Source organism: Pseudomonas sp. BIGb0176 (assembly GCF_024810175.1).
GTDB lineage: Bacteria > Pseudomonadota > Gammaproteobacteria > Pseudomonadales > Pseudomonadaceae > Aquipseudomonas > Aquipseudomonas protegens.
Window position 1 is genome coordinate 1,042,304 of sequence record NZ_JANUEC010000002.1, and the last position, 19,851, is coordinate 1,062,154.

At 63.1% G+C, this 19,851-nt stretch carries 21 protein-coding genes; 5 read left to right on the plus strand and 16 right to left on the minus strand.

What is annotated here, in order from left to right:
• Positions 1-4: 4 nt before the first annotated feature.
• A complete protein-coding gene (locus M2395_RS15825; protein WP_011059505.1) occupies positions 5-1,093 on the minus strand; it encodes an efflux RND transporter periplasmic adaptor subunit in 1,089 nt (362 codons plus the stop codon).
• 94 nt (positions 1,094-1,187) lie between these two features.
• Here M2395_RS15825 and M2395_RS15830 point away from each other — a divergent pair, with 94 nt between their 5' ends.
• On the plus strand, positions 1,188-1,823 hold the full coding sequence (locus M2395_RS15830) for a TetR/AcrR family transcriptional regulator (protein WP_123430118.1): 636 nt from the start codon (positions 1,188-1,190) through the stop codon (positions 1,821-1,823).
• Positions 1,824-1,921: 98 nt separating this feature from the next.
• Here M2395_RS15830 and M2395_RS15835 read toward each other — a convergent pair whose 3' ends face one another.
• Positions 1,922-2,704: a class I SAM-dependent methyltransferase gene (locus M2395_RS15835; RefSeq protein WP_011059503.1), complete on the minus strand. Its 783-nt coding sequence runs from the start codon at positions 2,702-2,704 to the stop codon at positions 1,922-1,924.
• 94 nt (positions 2,705-2,798) lie between these two features.
• On the opposite strand from M2395_RS15835, the gene M2395_RS15840 reads away from it, so the two are divergent.
• Positions 2,799-3,416 (plus strand): hypothetical protein, encoded by a 618-nt coding sequence (locus tag M2395_RS15840; protein WP_015634318.1) that lies wholly within the window; start codon positions 2,799-2,801, stop codon positions 3,414-3,416.
• An 8-nt stretch (positions 3,417-3,424) separates the two neighbouring features.
• On the opposite strand, the gene M2395_RS15845 is transcribed toward M2395_RS15840, so the two are convergent.
• The 7 genes from M2395_RS15845 to ppc form a co-directional block, all read right to left on the minus strand.
• A complete protein-coding gene (locus M2395_RS15845) occupies positions 3,425-4,123 on the minus strand; it encodes an extensin family protein (protein WP_015634317.1) in 699 nt (232 codons plus the stop codon).
• 13 nt (positions 4,124-4,136) lie between these two features.
• Positions 4,137-4,967 carry an oxaloacetate decarboxylase gene (locus tag M2395_RS15850; protein WP_015634316.1) on the minus strand — a complete coding sequence of 277 codons (831 nt, stop codon included), beginning with the start codon at positions 4,965-4,967 and terminating at the stop codon, positions 4,137-4,139.
• Positions 4,968-5,000: 33 nt separating this feature from the next.
• Complete coding sequence (locus M2395_RS15855) at positions 5,001-5,861, minus strand: DUF72 domain-containing protein (protein ID WP_026020060.1); 861 nt, start codon at positions 5,859-5,861, stop codon at positions 5,001-5,003.
• Entirely contained in the window at positions 5,858-6,160 is a 303-nt protein-coding gene (locus M2395_RS15860; RefSeq protein ID WP_011059498.1) for a hypothetical protein, read from the minus strand. Before M2395_RS15860 ends, M2395_RS15855 begins: the two co-directional genes overlap by 4 nt.
• Positions 6,161-6,346: 186 nt before the next feature.
• A complete protein-coding gene (gene tsaB, locus M2395_RS15865) occupies positions 6,347-7,021 on the minus strand; it encodes a tRNA (adenosine(37)-N6)-threonylcarbamoyltransferase complex dimerization subunit type 1 TsaB (protein ID WP_019093910.1) in 675 nt (224 codons plus the stop codon).
• A 90-nt stretch (positions 7,022-7,111) separates the two neighbouring features.
• A complete protein-coding gene (gene adk / locus M2395_RS15870; RefSeq protein ID WP_015634313.1) occupies positions 7,112-7,759 on the minus strand; it encodes an adenylate kinase in 648 nt (215 codons plus the stop codon).
• Between the two features lie 289 nt (positions 7,760-8,048).
• Complete coding sequence (gene ppc, locus M2395_RS15875; RefSeq protein ID WP_011059495.1) at positions 8,049-10,679, minus strand: phosphoenolpyruvate carboxylase; 2,631 nt, start codon at positions 10,677-10,679, stop codon at positions 8,049-8,051.
• Positions 10,680-10,883: 204 nt separating this feature from the next.
• On the opposite strand from ppc, the gene M2395_RS15880 reads away from it, so the two are divergent.
• The 3 genes from M2395_RS15880 (at position 10,884) to M2395_RS15890 (ending at position 12,772) form a co-directional block, all read left to right on the plus strand.
• Entirely contained in the window at positions 10,884-11,228 is a 345-nt protein-coding gene (locus tag M2395_RS15880) for a hypothetical protein (RefSeq protein ID WP_015634311.1), read from the plus strand.
• A gap of 288 nt (positions 11,229-11,516) precedes the next feature.
• Positions 11,517-11,930: a DUF4398 domain-containing protein gene (locus M2395_RS15885; protein WP_011059493.1), complete on the plus strand. Its 414-nt coding sequence runs from the start codon at positions 11,517-11,519 to the stop codon at positions 11,928-11,930.
• A gap of 53 nt (positions 11,931-11,983) precedes the next feature.
• Positions 11,984-12,772 (plus strand): OmpA family protein, encoded by a 789-nt coding sequence (locus M2395_RS15890; RefSeq protein WP_011059492.1) that lies wholly within the window; start codon positions 11,984-11,986, stop codon positions 12,770-12,772.
• Positions 12,773-12,884: 112 nt separating this feature from the next.
• Here M2395_RS15890 and M2395_RS15895 read toward each other — a convergent pair whose 3' ends face one another.
• The 7 genes from M2395_RS15895 to prfB form a co-directional block, all read right to left on the minus strand.
• Complete coding sequence (locus M2395_RS15895) at positions 12,885-13,211, minus strand: hypothetical protein (protein WP_011059491.1); 327 nt, start codon at positions 13,209-13,211, stop codon at positions 12,885-12,887.
• Positions 13,208-14,134, minus strand: a complete 927-nt coding sequence (locus M2395_RS15900; protein WP_053156526.1) for an alpha/beta hydrolase — start codon at positions 14,132-14,134, stop codon at positions 13,208-13,210. Before M2395_RS15900 ends, M2395_RS15895 begins: the two co-directional genes overlap by 4 nt.
• A 118-nt stretch (positions 14,135-14,252) precedes the next feature.
• Positions 14,253-15,530 carry a flavohemoglobin expression-modulating QEGLA motif protein gene (locus tag M2395_RS15905; RefSeq protein ID WP_011059489.1) on the minus strand — a complete coding sequence of 426 codons (1,278 nt, stop codon included), beginning with the start codon at positions 15,528-15,530 and terminating at the stop codon, positions 14,253-14,255.
• Between the two features lie 35 nt (positions 15,531-15,565).
• A complete protein-coding gene (locus M2395_RS15910; RefSeq protein WP_015634309.1) occupies positions 15,566-16,111 on the minus strand; it encodes a hypothetical protein in 546 nt (181 codons plus the stop codon).
• Positions 16,112-16,199: 88 nt separating this feature from the next.
• A complete protein-coding gene (locus M2395_RS15915; RefSeq protein WP_065364558.1) occupies positions 16,200-16,916 on the minus strand; it encodes a TetR/AcrR family transcriptional regulator in 717 nt (238 codons plus the stop codon).
• A 105-nt stretch (positions 16,917-17,021) separates the two neighbouring features.
• Positions 17,022-18,524: a lysine--tRNA ligase gene (gene lysS / locus M2395_RS15920; protein ID WP_011059486.1), complete on the minus strand. Its 1,503-nt coding sequence runs from the start codon at positions 18,522-18,524 to the stop codon at positions 17,022-17,024.
• Positions 18,525-18,636: 112 nt separating this feature from the next.
• Positions 18,637-19,732 (minus strand): peptide chain release factor 2 gene (gene prfB, locus M2395_RS15925; RefSeq protein ID WP_100255254.1). Its coding sequence is split into 2 segments (ribosomal slippage): positions 18,637-19,659 and positions 19,661-19,732, totalling 1,095 coding nucleotides; the frame shifts between segments, so codons are not numbered across the junction.
• Between the last annotated feature and the right edge of the window lie 119 nt (positions 19,733-19,851).

A 19,851-nucleotide genomic window follows, 5' to 3' on the forward strand; every position in this document is an offset into this window, starting at 1 on the left:
GGGATTACTCCTTGGCCGCCAGATTGACCACGCGGTTGGAGCGATCCACCGGGCGCACCTGCAAGCCCTCATGGAGCACATGCACCCCCGCGGCCACCACCCAATCGCTGGCGCTCAGCCCTTCCAGCACCGGCACGCTCTTCTCGCCGAAGGCGCCGACCCGCACCGGGGTCTTGTGCAGGGTATTGTTGGCATCCACCCGCCAGACATAAGTCGCCCCGCCTTCCGCGGACAACGCCGACAGCGGCACCGACAGCGGCACCGCATCGCCGCTCTGGATGAACACCCGAGCACTCTGGCCCAGCTCGGCGGGAACCTTGCCGGCAGTGAAGGCAATACGCGCGGCGAAGGTCCGGGACTTGGGATCGGCAGCAGGCGACAGCTCGCGGATGCGCCCGTCGAAACGCTGGCCCGGCTGGGTCCAGAGCTCCACCGATACCGGCTGGCCGACCTTGAAGCGGCCGTAGTTCTGCTCGGGGAAGCTGATCAGCACCTCACGCTCGCCATCGGTGGCCAGGGTGAAGACCGTCTGCCCGGCCGCCACCACCTGCCCCACTTCCACCGCACGCTTGGCCACCACGCCGTCCTGCGGCGCGCGCAGCACCGCGTAGCCGGCCTGGTTGTTGGCCACATCGAACTCGGCCTTGATCTGCTTCAGGCGCGCTTCGCCGGAACGGTAGAGGTTCTCGGCGTTGTCGTATTGGGAATGGCTGACCATCTGCCGCTCCAGCAGGGTCTTGTAGCGATCACGCTCGGCGCGCACCAGGTTGAGGTTGGCGCTGGCTGCAGTGACCTGGGCCCGGGTGGCTTCAAGTTGCAGGCGCACGTCCTGCGGGTCGAGCTCCGCCAGGGGCTGGTTGGCCTTGACCCGCTCGCCCTCCTCCACCAGCCGTCGGCTGACCTTGCCGCCGATACGGAATGCCAGGTCCGGCTCATAGCGGGCGCGCACCTCGCCCGGGTAGCTGTCCGAAGCTCTTGCCGAAGGCTCTGGCTGGACCACCATGGCCGGCCGGATGCCAATTTGAACGGGCTCTTCGTGCCCACAAGCAGACAGAAAAAAAGCCAGGCTGACTGGCAAGGCATAGCGGAACATGGCGGCGACCTTTCGCTAATGGTGCTTGGAATATTTATACTGGCCGGTATGTTATTAATAGCAAACTCACCAGTCCAGTATTAACAGCGAAAAAATGTCCGACAATATTTCCGCAAACGTTGGGCCAGGCAGGCCCAAGGATCTGGCCAAGCGCCAGGCCATTCTCGAAGCAGCCAAAGTCCTGTTCTTGAGCAATGGCTACGCCAGTACCAGCATGGATGCGGTCGCCGCTGAGGCCGGGGTTTCAAAGCTCACGGTCTACAGCCATTTCAATGACAAGGAGACCTTGTTCACCGCCGCTGTGGTGGCCAAGTGCGAAGAACAGCTGCCCACGCTGATCTACGAACTGACCCCCGAAACGCCGGTGGAGAATGTCCTGCTGAACATCGCCCGGGGCTTTCACCATCTGATCAACAGCGACGAGTCGGTGAACCTGCACCGCCTGATCATGACGCTGGGCAGCCAGGACCCCAAGCTCTCGCAGATCTTCATCGAGGCCGGTCCCGAACGGGTGCTGCAGGGCATGGAGCGGCTGCTGGCGAAGATCAATCAGCTGGGCACCCTGCGCATCGACAAGCCGCGCAACGCCGCCGAGCACTTTTTCTGCATACTCAAGGGCGGGGCGAATTTCCGCCTGCTCTACGGCTGCGGCGAACCCTTGAGGGGCGCCGCCGCAGAGGAGCATGTGCAGGAAGTGGTGGCGCTGTTCATCCGCGCCTACCGGCCGTAGAAACCGGCAGGTGCAGGAGCTGGCTGATGTAGGAGCGGGCTTGCCAGCGAAGCGGACTGAAGACCGCCTTCGCCGGCAAGCTGGCTGCTACAGGGGGCTCAGGCCTTGAGGGCCTTCTTCGGGTAGATGTCGTAGCGGCTGGATTTGCCCTCCAGTCCATGGCTGGGCTTGGGCCCTTCGATGCACGGCGCCTTGCGCGGACGCTTGACCACCACCCGGTGGCTGGCCAGGGCCAGGGCCGCGGCGAGCAGGGCCGGGGCGTCGTTGTCATCGCCCACCAGTGGCCGGAACAAGCGCATTTCCTTCTTCACCAGGGCACTTTTCTCCCGATGGGGAAACATCGGGTCGAGGTAGATCACCTGGGGCGGTTCACCCTGCCAGTTGCGCATCAGCTCGATGGAATTGCCCTTGAGCAGGTGCATGCGGGCCACGATAGGCCCTACCTCGGCGTCCTGCGCAGCGCGGGCCAGGCCGTCTTCCAATAGCGCACCAATCAATGGCTGGCGCTCGATCAGGCTCATCTCGCAACCCAGGGTCGCCAGCACGAAGCCATCCTTGCCCAGACCGGCCGTGGCATCCAGCACCCGTGGTCGCACGCCCTGGGCCACGCCCACCGCCTTGGCGATCATCTGCCCGCTGCCGCCGCCGTACAGCCGCCGATGGGCTGCACCACCCTCGACGAAATCCACCCGTACCGGCCCGGGCGCGTCCGGTCCCAATTGCTGCAACTGCAGGCCCTGTTCACCCACTTGCAAGGCGAACTCGGCCTCATCGACCTGCAGCGCCAGCCCCAGGCGCTCGGCCCATTGCTCGGCCGCTGGGGCGAATCCGGCGCCCAGGGCCTCGACTTTGATGCGGCAGGCTGCGGGTTGCTCATTCATCTGAAAACACACTCAAAAAATTAATGATCGGCAAAAACTGCCGATAACAGGACTATCGGCCATTTTGCCAGAGCTCAAGCGTCGACCGAGAGCAATGTCAGACATTCAACGCACATCGATAGGTTATATCTCGCCCCACGGCGACTATGGCCTGCGCAACTCCCAGGCACTGAGCGGCGTCAGCCATCTGTGGCAGGACTTCTTTGCCCAGGCCCTGGCCGAGCAACGGGGTGAAGGTGCGAGCGTTGAATCGGTACCGGCGGTGGCCATCGATGGCCCGGTTGAACCGGCTGGCGGCAGCGATGTGCTGGCGCAGATCGTCAATCAGCGTCATTGCGACGTGCAAGACACCGAGGTCCGCCCGCCGGAGCCGCTGTTCCTGCCTATCGCCGAGTTTGAAATGGACCTGCTGGATAAACCCGCCCCACCCTTCCCGCCAGAAGAGATCGTGGCCCAACAGCGCCAGCAGGATTTCGAAAGTGGCTGGGTACGCCCGATCGTGCTCAACGCCGGCCAGCCGATTCCTGCTCCAGGCCCTGCGCCGGAGCCCCGCCCACTGCACCTGCCGATCGCCGAATTCGAACTGGACCTGCTGGACAAACCCGCCGAGCCGTTCCCGCCTCAGGAACTCATCGAGCAACAGCGGGCGATGGACTTCGATATCGGCTGGGCCCGCCCGCTGATCCTGCAGAACCTACGCATCGCCGCCTGAGCCCAGCCTCAGCGACACACCCACCAAGGCCCTACATCCAGATGAAAGTGGTTGCGATGGGCATTGTTGTAGTCCGGCCCCAGCACCACGTTGAACGCGTCACAGGCGCCATCCCGGGCCAGGCGCAGAAATCGGCCTTCATTGCTGTCCTTGGGCCAATCCCGGAGCACGCTGATGCTGCGCCCATCCCCCAGGCGAAAGCCGGCGATGTCCAGGGCATTGGCACTGGCATGCTGGCTGCGGGCACCGCTCTCGCGGCTGTACATGTTGCGGCAGGCGAAACTGCCCAGGTGATCGACTCGCGCCACCCGCTGGCCGTACACCGCCTGCGCGGCCGACTGCAGGCCGTGGCGCTCATACAGGGCAAAGGCCACCGCCAGCGGGCAACTGGCAAGAAAGCTGCTGCTCAGGGCCACGTCGCCACCCTGTACACGCAGGGTATTGCTCAATGGGCAAGCGACGTCCGTGCGGCTGTCGAGCTGGCGGCTGGTACGCAAACCCGAGCCCGCCAGCACCTGGTCGCACAGTTGCGGGTCATCCCGCAGCCGCGCCAGCTTGAAACGGGTCAACAGGTTGGGCTTGGCCCGCACGTCCAGCGGCGCCCAGGGATTCCAACTGTCCGCGACGGGCAACCAGCCCAGGCGAACACCGATCAACAACAGGGCGCCCAGCAACAACAAGGCGCCCAGGACTTTCACTACCCGCACAGACACTCCCGTTTCACGGCTGCTTGAACATTTGATTGATCTGCCCGAACGGCATCGCCCGGTCGGCAAAATCGAAACGCCCGTGGCTATGGATATCTAGCGCAGCCCGGTAGAAGGCTCCGTAAGCGGCCCGCGCCAGGGCCGAACCGACACTGATGCGCTTGACGCCCAGCTCCGCCAGTTGCGCCACGCTGAGGTTGAGGCCTCCCGACATCAGCACGTTCACTGGCTTGGGCGCCACCGCTCGCACCACCTGCTGGATATCCTCGGCACTGCCCAGGGCCGGGGCATAGAGCACATCGGCACCGGCCTCGGCAAAAGCCTGCAAGCGGCGAATGGTGTCTGCCAGATCATCACGCCCGTGCAGCAGGTTTTCCGCCCGGGCGGTCAGGGTAAAGGGAAAGGGCAGACTGCGAACGGCCGCCACGCAGGCCTCGATGCGTTCCACCGCCAGCTGGAAATCGTAGATCGGCTGCTCGGCATGGCCCGTGGCGTCCTCGATCGAAGCACCGACCACACCGCTGGCCGCCGCAAGAAGCAGCGCCTGGGCACAGCCTTCGGGGCTGTCGGAAAACCCGTTTTCCAGGTCCGCCGCCACCGGCAGGCTGCTGGCGCCGACGATGCTGCGCACGTTGTCCAGCGTGTCCTCCAGGCTGAGTGCACCTTCGGCATCCGGGCGCCCCAGGGAAAAGGCATAGCCGGCGCTGGTGGTGGCCAGGGCCTCGAAGCCGAGGCTGGCGAGCATCTTCGCCGAACCGGCATCCCAGGGGTTGGGAATGACGAAGGCTCCGGCACGTTCATGCAGGGCCCTGAAGGCAGTGGCTCGAAGGGTTTGCGCGTCCATTGGCTCGCTCCTGAAGAAGGCCGTGAAGGCGCTTCAGAGCAAGCCGAGTTGCTCCGCAGCGGGCTCTCTGTATAACTCAGGCAATGCGGGCAAGCCAGGCAAACGTTGCATCAGCCGGGCGTGAAAACGCCGCGCCAGTTCGGCCGCCAGACGGTTGTCCGAAGTGTGCAGGAACACGTAGGGCGTACGCCCTTCTTCGATCCAGCCGGCGACCTTGTCGATCCAGGGTTCAAGGAAAGGATCGTTGGCCTCAAGCTCCGGATGACCGATGAAGCGCACCTGGGGAAACTGGGTGAAGGCTGCGGGGCGCGGTGGCACCTTGGGCTTTTTCGACTGCGCATGCAGCACCGCAGGAGCGGTCGACGTGCAACTGAACAGGGCCCGCGGGTCGAGGCAGATGCGTTCCACGCCACGCTCGCGCAGCAGCCGGTTGAGCATGCGCTCGGCATCGCCCTTGGTGAAGAACTCCGGGTGCCGCACTTCCACCGCCAGCGGCCGCTCCAGGCCATCGATGAACCCGGCCAGTTCCGCCAGACGCTGGGGCGCGAAGCTGGCCGGCAATTGCAGCCACAGCGGCGACACCCGCTCACCCAGGGGGCTGAGCAGCTGGATAAAGGACTCAGCGGCGCTCAACTGCTCGCGCAGGTCGCCGCCGTGACTGATGTCACCGGGGAACTTGGCGGTAAAGCGAAAGTGCTCGGGCATGATCTCGGCCCAGCGCTGCACGGTTCCGGGCGCCGGCCGTGCATAGAAGGTGGTATTGCCTTCGACGGCGTTGAAGACCTGGCAATACAGGCCGAGGAAATCATTGGGCCGGGCGTCTTCCGGGTACAGGTACTCACGCCAGGCGTTTTCGCTCCAGGAAGGACAACCGAGGAAATAAGGCAGCATCAGATATGCAGGTCGAGACCCACCACTTCCATATCCCAATCGACAAAGCCGGCGGTGGTCAGGTAGCTGGCCAGGGCGTTGGCCACGCTCTTTTTCATCGCCCGCTGGAAGATCATGTCCTGGGGGCGGGCGGGAAGATTGCCGGTACGTGGGGAAGAAGCCTGGGAACGGCTCTGGGTCGAAGGCTCGGGCTGCACTTCAATGGCGTCGGCATCGTCCAGGGACTCGTCTACCAGCGCACGGCCTTTGCGAGGCTTGCGCTTGATGGGGTAGGACTGAGAGGAGATGCCGTCTATACGCATACAGAAAAGCCCGGGGTCGATGATGGCAATTTAGCGGCACCGCTTCGACTTAGCAAATGCCCAAGTGATAACTAGAACACAGAAAAGCCAAAAGGTTTAAAACCGGGCAGGTTCAGGCTGAAAAAACGGACGATTGGCGGGCGTATGCGGGAGTTATCCGCATAACCGTGCACATTTGTTCTGGGTTCAACGGGCCTTGGGAGTAGCGACCTTGTCCCGCAGATAGACAGGTTGGGCCTGGTCGGCAACGATCGCCTCGCCGCGCTCCCAGGCAAATTGCGCCAGGGTCAGCAGGTCGACCGCATGCGGCAGCATGCCGGCGTCCTGGCCGCTGAGTTCGACGGCAATGCGCTCGCCATACCCCCAACCGGTGCCCGCACCGAACCAGTCGCCGCTGGAACCTTCGGGCAGGGCCGCGACTTCCGGCGGCAATACCGCTTCCGCGCCCACCAGGCGCATCTCGCCGGCAACTTCCTGGTAGCAGCCCCAATAGACTTCATCCATGCGCGCATCGATGGCCGAAGCCACCTGGGTCGCGCCATGCTCGCGCAGAGCCCGCTGGGCCAGCACCGCCAGGTTGGATACCGGCAGCACCGGGCGCTCCAGAGCAAAGGCCAGGCCCTGCACCACGCCGATGGCGATGCGCACCCCGGTGAAGGCACCCGGCCCACGGCCAAAGGCAATGGCCTCGACCTGTTGCAAGGTCACCCCGGCATTGGCCAGCAGCTCCTGGATCATCGGCAACAGCTTCTGCGCATGCAGGCGCGGGATCACCTCGTAATGGCTCGTGACCTTGCCGTCATGCAGCAAAGCAACGGAGCAAGCTTCAGTCGCGGTGTCCAGGGCCAGCAAGGTGCTCATTCGGGGTTCCATAGGCATTGAAAAAAGTGACGCATTATAAACAGCAACGGCCCGCAAGCGGGCCGTTCAACGATCAAACGCTCAGGCAACTCAGCTCAGGGCTTCGAGTACCTTGCCGGTGATCACTTCCACCGAACCGACGCCAGGGATATGGCTGTACTTAGGCTTGCCCTGGGTGGCAGCCAGTTGCTGGTAGAACTCCACCAGCGGCTTGGTCTGCGAGTGGTAGACCGACAGGCGATGACGCACGGTTTCCTCGGTGTCGTCCTTGCGCTGCACCAGGTCTTCACCGGTGATGTCATCCTTGCCGGCGATCTTCGGCGGGTTGTAGACGGTGTGGTAGACCCGGCCCGAAGCCTCGTGCACACGGCGACCGGCGATGCGCTGGACGATCTCTTCGTCGTCGACGGCGATTTCCACCACGTTGTCCAGCTCGACACCGGCCTTCACCAGCGCTTCGGCCTGGGGAATGGTGCGCGGGAAGCCGTCGAACAGGAAGCCATTGGCGCAGTCGGCCTGGCTGATGCGTTCCTTGACCAGGTTGATGATCAGGTCATCGGACACCAGGCCACCGCTGTCCATCACGCTCTTGGCCTTCAGGCCCAGCTCGGTGCCGGCCTTGACCGCAGCACGCAGCATGTCACCGGTGGAGATCTGTGGAATACCGAACTTTTCGGTGATGAACTTTGCCTGAGTACCTTTACCGGCCCCGGGAGCTCCCAGCAGAATTACGCGCATCGATGTGCTCCTCAATTTTTTATTTAGAAACGCTCGGATTCGCCTCGTGGGGCCAATCTCAAAAATGGGGGTGTGGCCGCCCAAACGGCCAAAGGCTGATCAAGATACACAGCCGACACAGCGCACACAAGCAGTCGAAAGTCGGAGGAACCCGGCCCTTTTGTGCCCCATTGGCCGGGTAGAACAAGTCGCAACCCGACAACAAAGTGTCGCCAGATGAACCAGAACGACACCTCGCAATTGCCTTGATCGGGGCTGCCGCGCAGCTGGCCGGCAGCCCTCTCGCACCTCAGCCGGTATTGCGCAAGCCAGCGGCGATACCGGCCACGGAGACCAGCAACGCCTGTTCCACGGGGCTTCCTTGCGGCGCCTGCTGCTTGCGCGAGCGCGCCAGGAGCTCGGCCTGCAACAGATGCAGCGGGTCGAGGTAGGTGTTGCGCAGGCGGATGAACTCCAGGGTATCGGGGCTGTGCGCCAGCAGTTGCGACTGCCCGGTCAGGCCCAGGACCACCGCGCAAGCCTGCGACAATAGGTCGCGTAAATGCTCGCCCAACGGCAACAGTTCGGCCTCCACCAGGCGCTCGTCATAGGAGCGGGCGATATCCGCGTCGGCCTTGGCCAGCACCATCTCCAGCATGTCGATGCGGGTGCGGAAAAACGGCCATTGCTCACGCATCTGCCCCAGCAGGTCACCCTCGCCACGGGCCAGGGCCTTGCTCAAGGCCGCTTCCCAGCCGAGCCAGGCGGGCAACATCAGGCGGGTCTGGGTCCAGCCGAAGATCCAGGGGATCGCCCGCAGGCTCTCGATGCCCCCGGCACGGCGCTTGGCCGGGCGGCTGCCCAGCGGCAGGCGGCCCAGCTCCTGTTCCGGAGTGGACTGGCGGAAGTACTCGACGAACTGCGGATTGTCCCGCACCACCTCGCGGTAGGCCCGGACGCCATCGCTGGCCAGCTCGTCCATCAGGTGACGCCAGGCCGGCTGCGGTGGCGGCGGCGGCAACAGGGTCGCCTCCAGTACCGCGGCCAGATAGAGGTTGAGGTTCTGCTCGGCGATGTCCGGCAGGCCGAATTTGAAGCGGATCATTTCCCCTTGCTCGGTGGTGCGGAAACGCCCCGCCACCGAACCCGGCGGCTGCGACAGAATGGCCGCGTGGGCCGGGCCGCCGCCACGCCCAACGGTGCCACCGCGGCCGTGGAACAGCAGCAGTTCCACCTGTTGCTCGCGGCAGATGTCCACCAGCCGCTCCTGGGCCCGGTACTGGGCCCAGGCCGCAGCCGTGGTGCCGGCATCCTTGGCCGAGTCGGAGTAGCCGATCATCACTTCCTGCGGCCCTTGCAGGCGCGAACGATAGCCCGGCATGTGCAGCAGTTTTTCCATCACCGGGCCGGCGTTGTCCAGGTCCGCCAGGGTCTCGAACAGAGGCACCACGCGCATCGGCCGCAGCACACCGGATTCCTTGAGCAGCAACTGCACCGCCAGCACATCGGAGGCCGCGCCGGCCATGGAAATCACATAGGAACCCAGGGACGCCGCTGGCGCACCAGCGATTTCGCGGCAGGTGGCGAGCACTTCGGCGGTGTCCGCCGAGGGCTTGAAATAGCCTGGCAACAACGGCCGACGGCTGCTCAGTTCGCGCATCAGGAAGGTGATGCGATCCTCCTCGCTCCAGTCCTCGTAACGCCCCAGGCCCAGGTAATCGGTGATTTCGGTCATGGCCGAGGTATGCCGGCTGGAATCCTGGCGTACATCCAGGCGCACCAGGAACAGACCGAAGGTCACTGCCCGGCGCAGACAGTCGAGCAGCGGCCCGTCGGCAATCACTCCCATGCCGCACTCGTGCAACGACTGGTAGCACAGCTGCAGCGGCTCCAGCAGGTCACGGTTGTTGTGCAACACCTCGGCGCCCGCCGGCACCGCCGCGCTGAGCGCCGCGTGGGCCCAGTTGCGGGTGGCCCGCAGGCGTTCACGCAATTGCTTGAGCAGCGCCCGATAAGGCTCGGCGCTATCTCCGGCCCTGGCCAGGAGCGCCGGGCTGGCCTGCTGCATGGACAGCTCGGCCGCCAGGTGGTCGATGTCCCGCAGGTACAGGTCGGCGGCCATCCAGCGCGCCAGCAGCAGCACTTCGCGGGTTACCGCAGCGGTGACATTGGGGTTGCCATCACGGTCGCCGCCCATCCACGACGCAAAGCGGATCGGCGCCGACTCCAGCGGCAGGTGCAGCCCGGTGGCCTCGAACAAGGCCTTGTCGGCCTTGCGCAGGTAATTGGGGATCGCCTGCCACAGCGAATGCTCGATCACCGCAAAGCCCCACTTGGCTTCATCCACCGGAGTGGGTCGGGTCCGACGGATTTCCTCGGTGTGCCAGGCCTCGGCGATCAAGCGTTGCAGGCGCTCCTGGATCTGCCCGCGCTCGGCGCTGGTGAGGTCACGGTGGTCCTGGGCCGCCAGTTGCCCGGCAATCGCATCGTATTTCTGGATCAGGGTGCGGCGCGCCACTTCGGTGGGGTGAGCGGTCAGCACCAGCTCGATTTCCAGGCGCCCCAGTTGCCGGGCCAGAGCATCGGCGCTGTGCCCTTCGGCGCGCAGGCGAGCCAGCAGCTCCGGCAGCACCCGAGCCTCGAAGGGTGCCGGCTGCGACTCGTCGCGGCGGTGGATCAACTGATACTGCTCGGCGATGTTCGCCAGGTTGAGGAACTGGTTGAAGGCCCTGGCCACCGGCAGCAGTTCGTCCTCGCTCAACTGGTCGAGGCTGGCGCTCAGCTCGGCCCCCGGCGAGCCCCGGCGATCGGCCTTGGCGCCTTTGCGAATCTGCTCGATCTTGTCGAGGAAAGCCTCCCCGTACTGGTCGCGAATGGTATTGCCCAGCAGTTCCCCCAAGAGGTGAACGTCTTCGCGCAAGCGCGCATCAATATCGGTCATCGAGGTGTTCTCCAGCGGACTCAAGGCGGCACGGAAGGCTCAAGAGTGCCGCCTGCACACCTCGCTTAGCAAGCGTGGGGCAAAGCGCACCAAACCTTCGGCGATGCAGCTAGTCTCAAGCATAGGCCGCACGAGGGCCGCCTACCGGCCCCGGCCGGTCCACTCAACCCAGCCTGCCACGAGCAGGTGTTCATTGAGGTCATCATGAAAATCCGTGAACTTGCGCAACACTGGGAAGAAAACGCCAAGGGTCGCCTGACCCGGACCGGCTACCGGATTCACCTGGATGTGGAAGCCGCCGCACGCCTGGCCGCCCTTTCCGAGATGTACCCCAAACGCCAGACCGAAGAACTGCTCGGCGAACTCATCGGCGCCGCCCTGGAAGAGCTGGAGGCGAGCTTCCCCTACATCCAGGGCCAGCACGTCGTGGCCACCGATGAAGAGGGCGATCCACTGTACGAGGATGTGGGACCCACCCCTCGTTTCCTGGCATTGTCGCGCCAGCATCTGCACCTGCTGGCGAGCCAGTCCGACAAGCCCAAGCACTGAACTTCCACACTCCCGCGCACACCTGACAATCATCCTTCCCGGCCCTGCAAAGGGTCGGGGATACCCCTGCGCACGGCAAAAGTTCCCGATCTAGAGCCCTGTCCGATGCGTCAGATTTTTTTCCGGCCAATCGCCATCTTTCTCTGAACTATTCAAAAAAGCCTCGGGTCACACCCATTAGCCATCACTGGAACGGCCGTTTCAAATTTTGCCATCAGCGCTCGTCGTCACTGAAGCGTCACGGCGCCAGAACCAGGATGGATTTTGATGTTTTCCAGGAGTTACCCAATGGAGTTGAAGACCATGAAGATCAGCACTGCCAAATCCTCGTTCACCTCTCTGCGCGGGCTGAAGCTGGCCGCGCTGGCCCTCGGTAGCAGCATGGTTCTGGCCGGTTGTGCCGGGAACCCGCCCACCGAGCAGTACGCGGTCACGCAATCTGCGGTCAATAGCGCAGTGAGCGCAGGCGGTACCGAATTTGCTGCCGTGGAAATGAAGTCGGCGCAGGACAAGCTCAAGCAAGCCGAGATTGCCATGCACGACAAGAAGTACGACGAAGCCCGCCGCCTGGCTGAACAAGCCGAGTGGGACGCCCGCGTAGCAGAGCGCAAGGCCCAGGCCGCCAAGGCCGAGCAGGCGCTCAAAGACTCGCAGAAAGGCGTTCAGGAACTGCGTCAGGAAGGCATGCGTAGCGTGCAATAAGAAGCCGCCGCCGATTCCCACGTACTCGTATTTGATTGAAAGGACGAACCATTATGCGCAAACAATTGATGATCCCAGCCCTGTTGGCCATGAGCGTAGCCCTGGCGGCCTGCTCCACCCCGCCTAACGCCAACCTGGAAAACGCCCGCACCAACTTCTCCGCCCTGCAGGCCAACCCGCAGGCCAGCAAGGTCGCCGCCCTGGAAACCAAGGACGCCGCCGACTGGATGGACAAGGCCGACAAGGCCTACCTGAACAAGGACGACGAGAAGAAGGTCGACCAACTGGCCTACCTGACCAACCAGCGGGTCGAAGTGGCCAAGGAAACCATTGCCCTGCGCACCGCCGAAGCCAAGCTCAAGGACGCCGGCGACCAGCGCGCCCGCGCCATCCTCGATGCCCGCGACGCGCAGATCAAGCAACTGCAGGACAGCCTCAACGCCAAGCAGACCGACCGCGGCACCCTGGTGACCTTCGGTGACGTGCTGTTCGCCACCAACAAGTCCGACCTGAAATCCAGCGGCCTGGTGAACATCAACAAGCTGGCGCAATTCCTCCAGCAGAACCCCGATCGCAAGGTGATCGTCGAAGGCTACACCGACAGCACCGGCAGCGATTCCTACAACCAGTCGCTGTCCGAGCGCCGTGCCGGCTCGGTGCAGATGGCTCTGATCCGCATGGGTATCGACCCGGCGCGCATCGTCAGCCAGGGTTATGGCAAGGAATATCCGGTGGCCGATAACGGCAGTGTTTCCGGCCGCGCCATGAACCGTCGCGTGGAAGTCACCATCTCCAACGACAACCAGCCGGTAGCACCACGTTCGTCGGTCAGCCGCAACTGATCGGGCACCCTGCCTATATAGGCAGGTAAGATAAAACGCCGCCGACCTCTTCAGGTCGGCGGCGTTTTTTTATGCCGTTATCCATGTAGGAGCCGGCTTGCCGGCGAACAGATCACTGCTCCAGTTGCGGGGTTTCCTGCCCCATGCAGCGCACGGCCTGCTTCTTCTTGTTCACCAGCACCCCGGTCAGGCCTTTCTGCTGGGTGTCGAACAGCACCAGTACACCGTCGATGCATTGGGCCACTTCATCGGCCGGTTGCAGGGAGATCTTGTAGTCCTCGCCGGGCACGGTCTTGAGCATGGTGAAGTCGCTGAGCAGCAATGCATCCTCCGGTTTGGCGAAGTGCAGGTAGCCGTAGTACCACAGGCTGCCCACGGTGACGATGATGCTGCAGATACCGGTGATGATCATGGGAATGGCGTTGCGTTCTTCACTCATTGCGGACTCTCTGGAGGTTCAACTGCTGAATTCGGGGGCGTCGGGTAATTGGGGATCTCCCCCAGGCGGCGCAACCCGTCGAAATGCTGCGGATCATCGAGGTAGCGCAGCATCACGCGGCGCCAGGTCGGATCGGCAAAGGTTTGCACATGGCCGCCGCGGGTCAGTTGCAGGACCCTGGGCGGGGGCGCAGCTTGATACACACGGATGCCATTGGAAAGGGGCACGATGGGATCGTCGATGCTGTGGTAGATCAGTTTCGGTACCCCGGTCAGGCGCGGCATCGAGTGAATCGCGCTGTCGGTGTCCGGCACCAGCCACGACAACGGCACCTGCAACGGCCAGGTCAGCCAGGAAGTGCTCAGGGCATAGCGCCCGACATCGCGATAACTGGCCGGTACGCCATCGAGGACGATGGCCTTGAGCTGGGCCTGACGTTCGGGGTGCTGTACCAGGTAGTGGATGGCCAGGGCGCCGCCCAGGCTTTGCCCCAGCACGATCAATGGCTTGCCCTGCACTTCGGGTGCCTGGTCCAGCCACTTGAACGCGGCATCCAGATCCTGATAGATCGCCGGCAGGCTCGGTGCACCTTCGGACAGGCCATAACCGCGATAGTCCACCAGCAGCACCTGATAGCCCTGCTCCGGCAGCCACCAACTACCCCCCAGGTGCCAGGCCAGATTGCCGCCGTTGCCATGCAGGTGCAGCACCGTGCCCTTGACCGCCACTCCGGGTTTGGCCGGCAGCCACCAGCCGTGCAGCTTGAGGCCATCGGCGGTGGTCAGGGTCACGTCACGGTATTCAAGCCTGGCCCGCTCAGGGGTGAAAGGCAGCCCGGGTTCGGGATAGAACAGCAACGAACTGCAGCCCTGCAGGCCCAGCAGCAGGGCAAATACCGCGCAATACTTCAGTAGCCGGCTCATCCGCAGCCCCCTGGCCTGTACCCGGATGGGCGCTGAAGGCTCTGCGGGCCTTGTCGCAGCCTGTGCCAGTGGCTACAGCTGTCTGTGGATACGTCCATGTGCGCCCCCCCGGCAGAAGTCAAAGAATGTTGGAGTAGTCCGCCTCGATCCGGTCCAGGCTCAGATGGTTGAGGAAGTTGGAGAAACACATCCAGGCCGACAGCGCGTTCATGTCGCGAAACTGTTCGGGCAGGTACTTGGGTGCCACCACCAGCCCTTCGTCCACCAGCTGGCGCAGGGTGCGCATGTCCTCGAGGGTGGTCTTGCCGCAGAACAGCAGCGGCACCTGCTCCAGCTTGCCCTTGCGCACAGCCAGCTGAATGTAGTTGTAAACCATGATGAAGCCCTTGAGGTAGGACAAGTCTTTGGTAAACGGCAGCCCCGTGGGCACCGACCCGCGGAACACCCGGCTGGCATTGCCGTAGCTCTCGGCCATCTCGAAGCCCTGCTCGCGGAAGAACTCGAACACCTGCAGGAAGTCCGCGCCCTCCTCCACCATATGGATGGCCCGGGTGCGGTTGGTCAGCTTGCGCAAGCGGCTGGGGTAAGAGGCAAAGGTGATGATCTCCATCAGGATCGCCAGCCCCTCCTGGGTCACTGTGGACGAGGGCGGGCCCTTGGCCAGGAAGGTGCAGATCGGCTGGTTGAGGCCGTTCAGGGTGGTGCCCACGTGCACCAGCCCCTCATGGACTTCCAGGGCTCGCACGTCACGGTTGTTGAACATCGCATCGCTGCGGATCTTGATGTAGTCGGCGCCCGCCGCGGCGTCGGCAACGATACCGTCGGACTCGAACACCCGGATGGTTTCCTCCGCCTCGCCGAACACCTTGTTCAGGCGGCTCTGCAGCAGGCTCACGGCATCCTTGGCACTCAGGGTCTTGGGTTCGTCCTTGAGATCGCCCCGACCGTCGATGTTGTTCAGGTAATCGGACATCATCAGCCCCAGGTCCGCCAGGGTCGGGTCGCCGGCATGGAAGGCATCGGATGCGGCGCCGTACAGCTCCTGCGAGATCAGGCCGAAGTCGCCGGTACCCCGTGCTTCGAGCATGCGCACCACCATGCGGTATTCCTTGCACATGCGGCGCATGATCTGCCCCACCGGGTTGAACTGGCCCAGTTGGCGGGTGATGTCGCGCTCGATGTTCTGGAATTCCAGCTTCACTGCGCCAGAATCGAAAGACAGTGGCCGCCCCTCGTAATAGGCGCGGTCCACCGCCGGCATTTCCTTGCCCTTGGCCTTGAGAAAGCCTTTGCGGACGTTCTCGTCCCACTTCACCGCATCCAGCACGCGGATCGGTGTCTGGGCCAGCACTATGCGATCGGACAAGGTGCGTATCGTCTGCTGGTAATCGTCCACCAAAAGCTCCTATTGAATGGGTCTGTAGCGCGGGGTCACTTGCCCACGCGCTTGAAGCGCGCCGCCTCGACGAACAAGTCGGAATTGGCGGGGTCGTCAAGGTAGGCGAAGACCTCGGGCAAGGGGCTGCTGATCAGCACGCCATCGCCTTCGGCCGTGGCCATGGGCTCACCGTTCAAGGCCTTTTGACCCAGGGCCTGGCGAATCTGTTCCAGGTCCAGGGTGTAAAGCACCAGTTCGTGCCTTGCCGTCAACTCGAAGCCGGCAATGCTGTAGTGCCCGCCAAAGGCCTGGGGCACCGCCGCCGACAGGTACCAGCGGTTGCCATGCCGGGAAACGGTGAAATCATAGGTGTCTCGCGGGCGCGCCGTGCCGCCTGGGTAACTCGAGGCACGGTAGCGGTTGGCGCCGATCTGGCTGAGCTGGATGTTCAGCGGCTCGCCCCAGGCATTCTTGCTGGCCCACTTGCCCAGCAATTGGGCAGGCGCCGCCTGCGCAGCCGGCAGCGGCTCCTTGAAGGCCACCAGGCAACCGCTGAGCAGCAGGAACGACAGGGCAATCAGGACGCGCCAGGCTTGCATGCAACTCTCCCATGAACACCAGAATCACTGTAGTCGCTGGCGCGGGCCACGACCGCCAGGCCGCAGCCGGCAAGCCAGGCCGGGCGGCTCAGACCGAAGCCAGAACCAGGTGCATGTAGCGCGTGAGGATGCCGAGCATCTCTTCTTCCACCAGCGGCTCGGCGCCGTTGAGCAGGCCCTGATATTCCATCCGGCCGATTATCGACGTCAATACCTTGGCATCCTGCTGCGGCTCCCGCGAGCCCAGGACCTGGAAAAACTGGCAAGTGCCGTGCAGCAGGATCTGCTGGTGCGAGCGCACCAGCTGCGCCAGGCGCGGGTTGAGCAAGGCTTCCTGGCGGAAGGCCTGTTCGGCCATCAAGTGTTCACGACGGGTATTCAACTGGCGCCGTACGTAATCGGCGGTCATACGCGCGATATCGTCGGCCAGTTGCGAGCGCGAGGCGGCGCTGCCGTCGCCATAGGCGACCATTTCCCGCAGCAGCCCCTCGTTGCTGGCCCACAGCTTGGCCATGAACGCCGCGCTGCGCTCCACGTACTGGGCAAAGGTATCGGTGAGCAGGTCATCGATATCCTTGAAGTAATAGGTGGTGGCCGACAAGGGCACACCGGCTTCGGCGGCCACCGCACGATGGCGCACGGCCCGCACGCCGTCACGCACGACAATGCGCATGGCGGCATCGAGAATATCCTGTCTACGCTGCTCACTGCCTTGGCGGCTGGCCTTGCGGCCCTGGTACTGAACACTTTCAGCCACCGCAGTGGCGATGCCAGCTGCACCTTCTTGAGCAATTGCGCGGTTCACGACAGGTATTCCCTCTTAAAAATCACACAGAATTAGAAGCGGTACGTCAGTTCCAACCAGACAATAAAAAGCCGCCTGATAAAGGCGGCTGATTATTCAGAGCACTTAAGCTTGCGGCCGCATGTGCGGGAACAGGATCACGTCGCGAATCGACGGCGAGTTGGTCAGCAACATCACCAGGCGGTCGATACCGATGCCCTCGCCGGCGGTGGGCGGCATGCCGTATTCCAGGGCACGGACGAAGTCGGCGTCGTAGTGCATGGCTTCGTCATCACCGGCGTCCTTGTCCGCCACCTGGGCCATGAAGCGCTCTGCCTGGTCTTCCGCGTCGTTCAACTCGGAGTAGGCGTTGGCGATTTCGCGACCACCAATGAACAGCTCGAAACGGTCGGTGACGTTGGGGTTATCGTCGTTGCGACGGGCCAGCGGCGACACTTCGAACGGGTACTGGGTAATGAAGTGCGGCTGCTCCAGCTTGTGCTCCACCAGTTCCTCGAAAATCATCACCTGCAACTTGCCCAGGCCTTCGAAGCCCAGCACCTTGGCACCGGCCTTCTTGGCGATGGCGCGAGCCTTGTCGATGTCGTTCAGGTCATCAGCGGTCAGTTCGGGGTTGTACTTGAGGATCGAGTCGAACACCGACAGGCGCGCGAACGGCTCGCCGAAGTGGAACACCTTGTCGCCGTACGGCACGTCGGTGCTGCCCAGGACCAACTGCGCCAGTTCGCGGAACAGTTCTTCGGTCAGGTCCATGTTGTCTTCGTAGTCGGCGTAAGCCTGGTAGAACTCCAACATGGTGAATTCAGGGTTGTGACGGGTCGAAACGCCTTCGTTACGGAAGTTGCGGTTGATCTCGAACACTTTCTCGAAACCGCCAACCACCAGGCGCTTCAGATACAGCTCAGGGGCGATACGCAGGAACATTTCCATGTCCAGCGCGTTGTGGTGGGTTTCGAACGGCTTGGCCGCCGCGCCGCCAGGGATGGTCTGCAGCATCGGCGTTTCGACTTCGAGGAAGTCGCGCTTCATCAGGAAGCTGCGGATGTGGGCGATCACTTGCGAACGCACGCGGAAAGTCTGGCGTACTTCTTCGTTGACGATCAGGTCGACGTAGCGCTGACGGTAGCGCTGCTCGGTGTCGGTCAGGCCGTGGTGCTTGTCCGGCAGCGGGCGCAGCGACTTGGTCAGCAGGCGCACATTGGTCATTTCAACGTACAGGTCACCCTTGCCGGAACGGGCCAGAGTGCCTTCGGCAGCGATGATGTCGCCCATGTCCCAGGTCTTGACGGAGGCCAGGGTTTCTTCGGACAGGGTTTTACGGTTGACGTAGACCTGAATGCGACCGGTCATGTCCTGGATCACCATGAACGAGCCACGGTTGAGCATGATGCGACCGGCAACCTTGACCGGGATTGCAGCCTCTGCGAGCTCTTCCTTGGTCTTGTCCGCGTATTTCTTCTGCAGATCTTCGCAGTAGTTTTCGCGGCGGAAGTCGTTCGGGAAGGCATTGCCCTTGGCGCGCTCGGCAGCAAGCTTTTCCTTGCGCAGGGCGATCAGGGAGTTTTCTTCCTGTTGCAGGGCTTGCGGGTCGAGTTGTTGGTCGCTCATGTCTTTTGAAATTCCATCACAGGTTCATTGCCCCCAGGCCTTCGGCCTGGAGATCGCCGGCAAGCCGGCTCCTACGGGATCGCACCGTGTCAGCCGATCCCGTATTGCAGTATTACAAGCCCGATTTCAGGCTGGCTTCCAGGTATTCGTCGATGTCGCCGTCGAGTACCTTGTCGCAGTCGCTGCGTTCGATGTTGGTGCGCAGATCCTTGATCCGCGACGCATCGAGCACGTAGGAGCGGATCTGGTGACCCCAGCCGATGTCCGACTTGGTGTCTTCCAGCGCTTGCGACGCGGCGTTGCGCTTCTGCATTTCCTGCTCGTACAACTTGGCCCGCAGCATTTTCATGGCGGTGTCCTTGTTGGCGTGCTGGGAACGTTCGTTCTGGCAGCTGACCACGGTGTTGGTCGGTACGTGGGTGATACGTACGGCCGAGTCGGTGGTGTTTACGTGCTGACCACCGGCACCGGAGGAACGATAGGTGTCGATCCGCAGGTCTGCCGGGTTGATTTCGATTTCCACCTTGTCGTCGATCTCGGGCGAGACGAAAACGGCGGAAAACGAGGTGTGGCGACGGTTGCCGGAGTCGAACGGGCTCTTGCGCACCAGACGGTGCACGCCGATCTCGGTGCGCAGCCAGCCAAAGGCGTATTCGCCCTTGATGTGCACGGTCGCACCTTTGATACCGGCGACTTCACCGGCCGACAGTTCCATGATGGTCGCGTCGAAACCGCGTTTGTCGGCCCAGCGCAGGTACATGCGCAGCAGGATGTTGGCCCAGTCCTGGGCCTCGGTGCCGCCGGAGCCGGCCTGGATGTCCAGGTAGGCGTTGTTCGGGTCCATTTCGTGGCTGAACATGCGGCGGAATTCGAGCTTGGCGAGGTTTTCCTCGAGACGGGCCAGCTCGGCGACGACATCGCCCACCGCGCCTTCGTCCTCTTCCTCGACCGCCATGTCCAGCAGATCGCGGCAATCGGCCAGGCCGCCGTTCAGTTCGTCCAGGGTCTCGACGATCTGTGCCAGCGCTGCGCGCTCGCGGCCCAGTTCCTGGGCGTATTCGGGTTTGTTCCAGACACTCGGATCTTCAAGCTCGCGATTGACCTCGGTCAGACGCTCATGCTTTTGATCGTAGTCAAAGATACCCCCGAATAGTTTCGGAGCGCTCGGACAGGTCCTTGATGGTGTTCAGGATCGGGTTGATTTCCATGGGGGGCGGCACTCGTTGGCGAACTTTTGAAAGCCGGAGATTATAACGGAATCACTGATTCACGGCAGCCCGCTTAGCGGCTTTAAGCGCAATTAGACCCGCTAATTTAAGCGCCAGGA

Excerpts from the sequence above, each read along its gene's own strand:
- M2395_RS15860 (WP_011059498.1), bottom strand. The coding sequence starts at position 6,160 with ATGCGTATAGACGGCATCTCCTCTCAGTCCTACCCCATCAAGCGCAAG.
- M2395_RS15890 (WP_011059492.1), top strand. The coding sequence starts at position 11,984 with ATGCGCAAACAATTGATGATCCCAGCCCTGTTGGCCATGAGCGTAGCC.
- M2395_RS15910 (WP_015634309.1), bottom strand. The coding sequence starts at position 16,111 with ATGCAAGCCTGGCGCGTCCTGATTGCCCTGTCGTTCCTGCTGCTCAGC.
- M2395_RS15825 (WP_011059505.1), bottom strand. The coding sequence starts at position 1,093 with ATGTTCCGCTATGCCTTGCCAGTCAGCCTGGCTTTTTTTCTGTCTGCT.
- M2395_RS15840 (WP_015634318.1), top strand. The coding sequence starts at position 2,799 with ATGTCAGACATTCAACGCACATCGATAGGTTATATCTCGCCCCACGGC.
- lysS (WP_011059486.1), bottom strand. The coding sequence starts at position 18,524 with ATGAGCGACCAACAACTCGACCCGCAAGCCCTGCAACAGGAAGAAAAC.
- adk (WP_015634313.1), bottom strand. The coding sequence starts at position 7,759 with ATGCGCGTAATTCTGCTGGGAGCTCCCGGGGCCGGTAAAGGTACTCAG.
- M2395_RS15885 (WP_011059493.1), top strand. The coding sequence starts at position 11,517 with ATGGAGTTGAAGACCATGAAGATCAGCACTGCCAAATCCTCGTTCACC.
- M2395_RS15830 (WP_123430118.1), top strand. The coding sequence starts at position 1,188 with ATGTCCGACAATATTTCCGCAAACGTTGGGCCAGGCAGGCCCAAGGAT.
- M2395_RS15880 (WP_015634311.1), top strand. The coding sequence starts at position 10,884 with ATGAAAATCCGTGAACTTGCGCAACACTGGGAAGAAAACGCCAAGGGT.
- M2395_RS15895 (WP_011059491.1), bottom strand. The coding sequence starts at position 13,211 with ATGAGTGAAGAACGCAACGCCATTCCCATGATCATCACCGGTATCTGC.
- tsaB (WP_019093910.1), bottom strand. The coding sequence starts at position 7,021 with ATGAGCACCTTGCTGGCCCTGGACACCGCGACTGAAGCTTGCTCCGTT.
- ppc (WP_011059495.1), bottom strand. The coding sequence starts at position 10,679 with ATGACCGATATTGATGCGCGCTTGCGCGAAGACGTTCACCTCTTGGGG.
- M2395_RS15850 (WP_015634316.1), bottom strand. The coding sequence starts at position 4,967 with ATGGACGCGCAAACCCTTCGAGCCACTGCCTTCAGGGCCCTGCATGAA.
- M2395_RS15900 (WP_053156526.1), bottom strand. The coding sequence starts at position 14,134 with ATGAGCCGGCTACTGAAGTATTGCGCGGTATTTGCCCTGCTGCTGGGC.
- M2395_RS15835 (WP_011059503.1), bottom strand. The coding sequence starts at position 2,704 with ATGAATGAGCAACCCGCAGCCTGCCGCATCAAAGTCGAGGCCCTGGGC.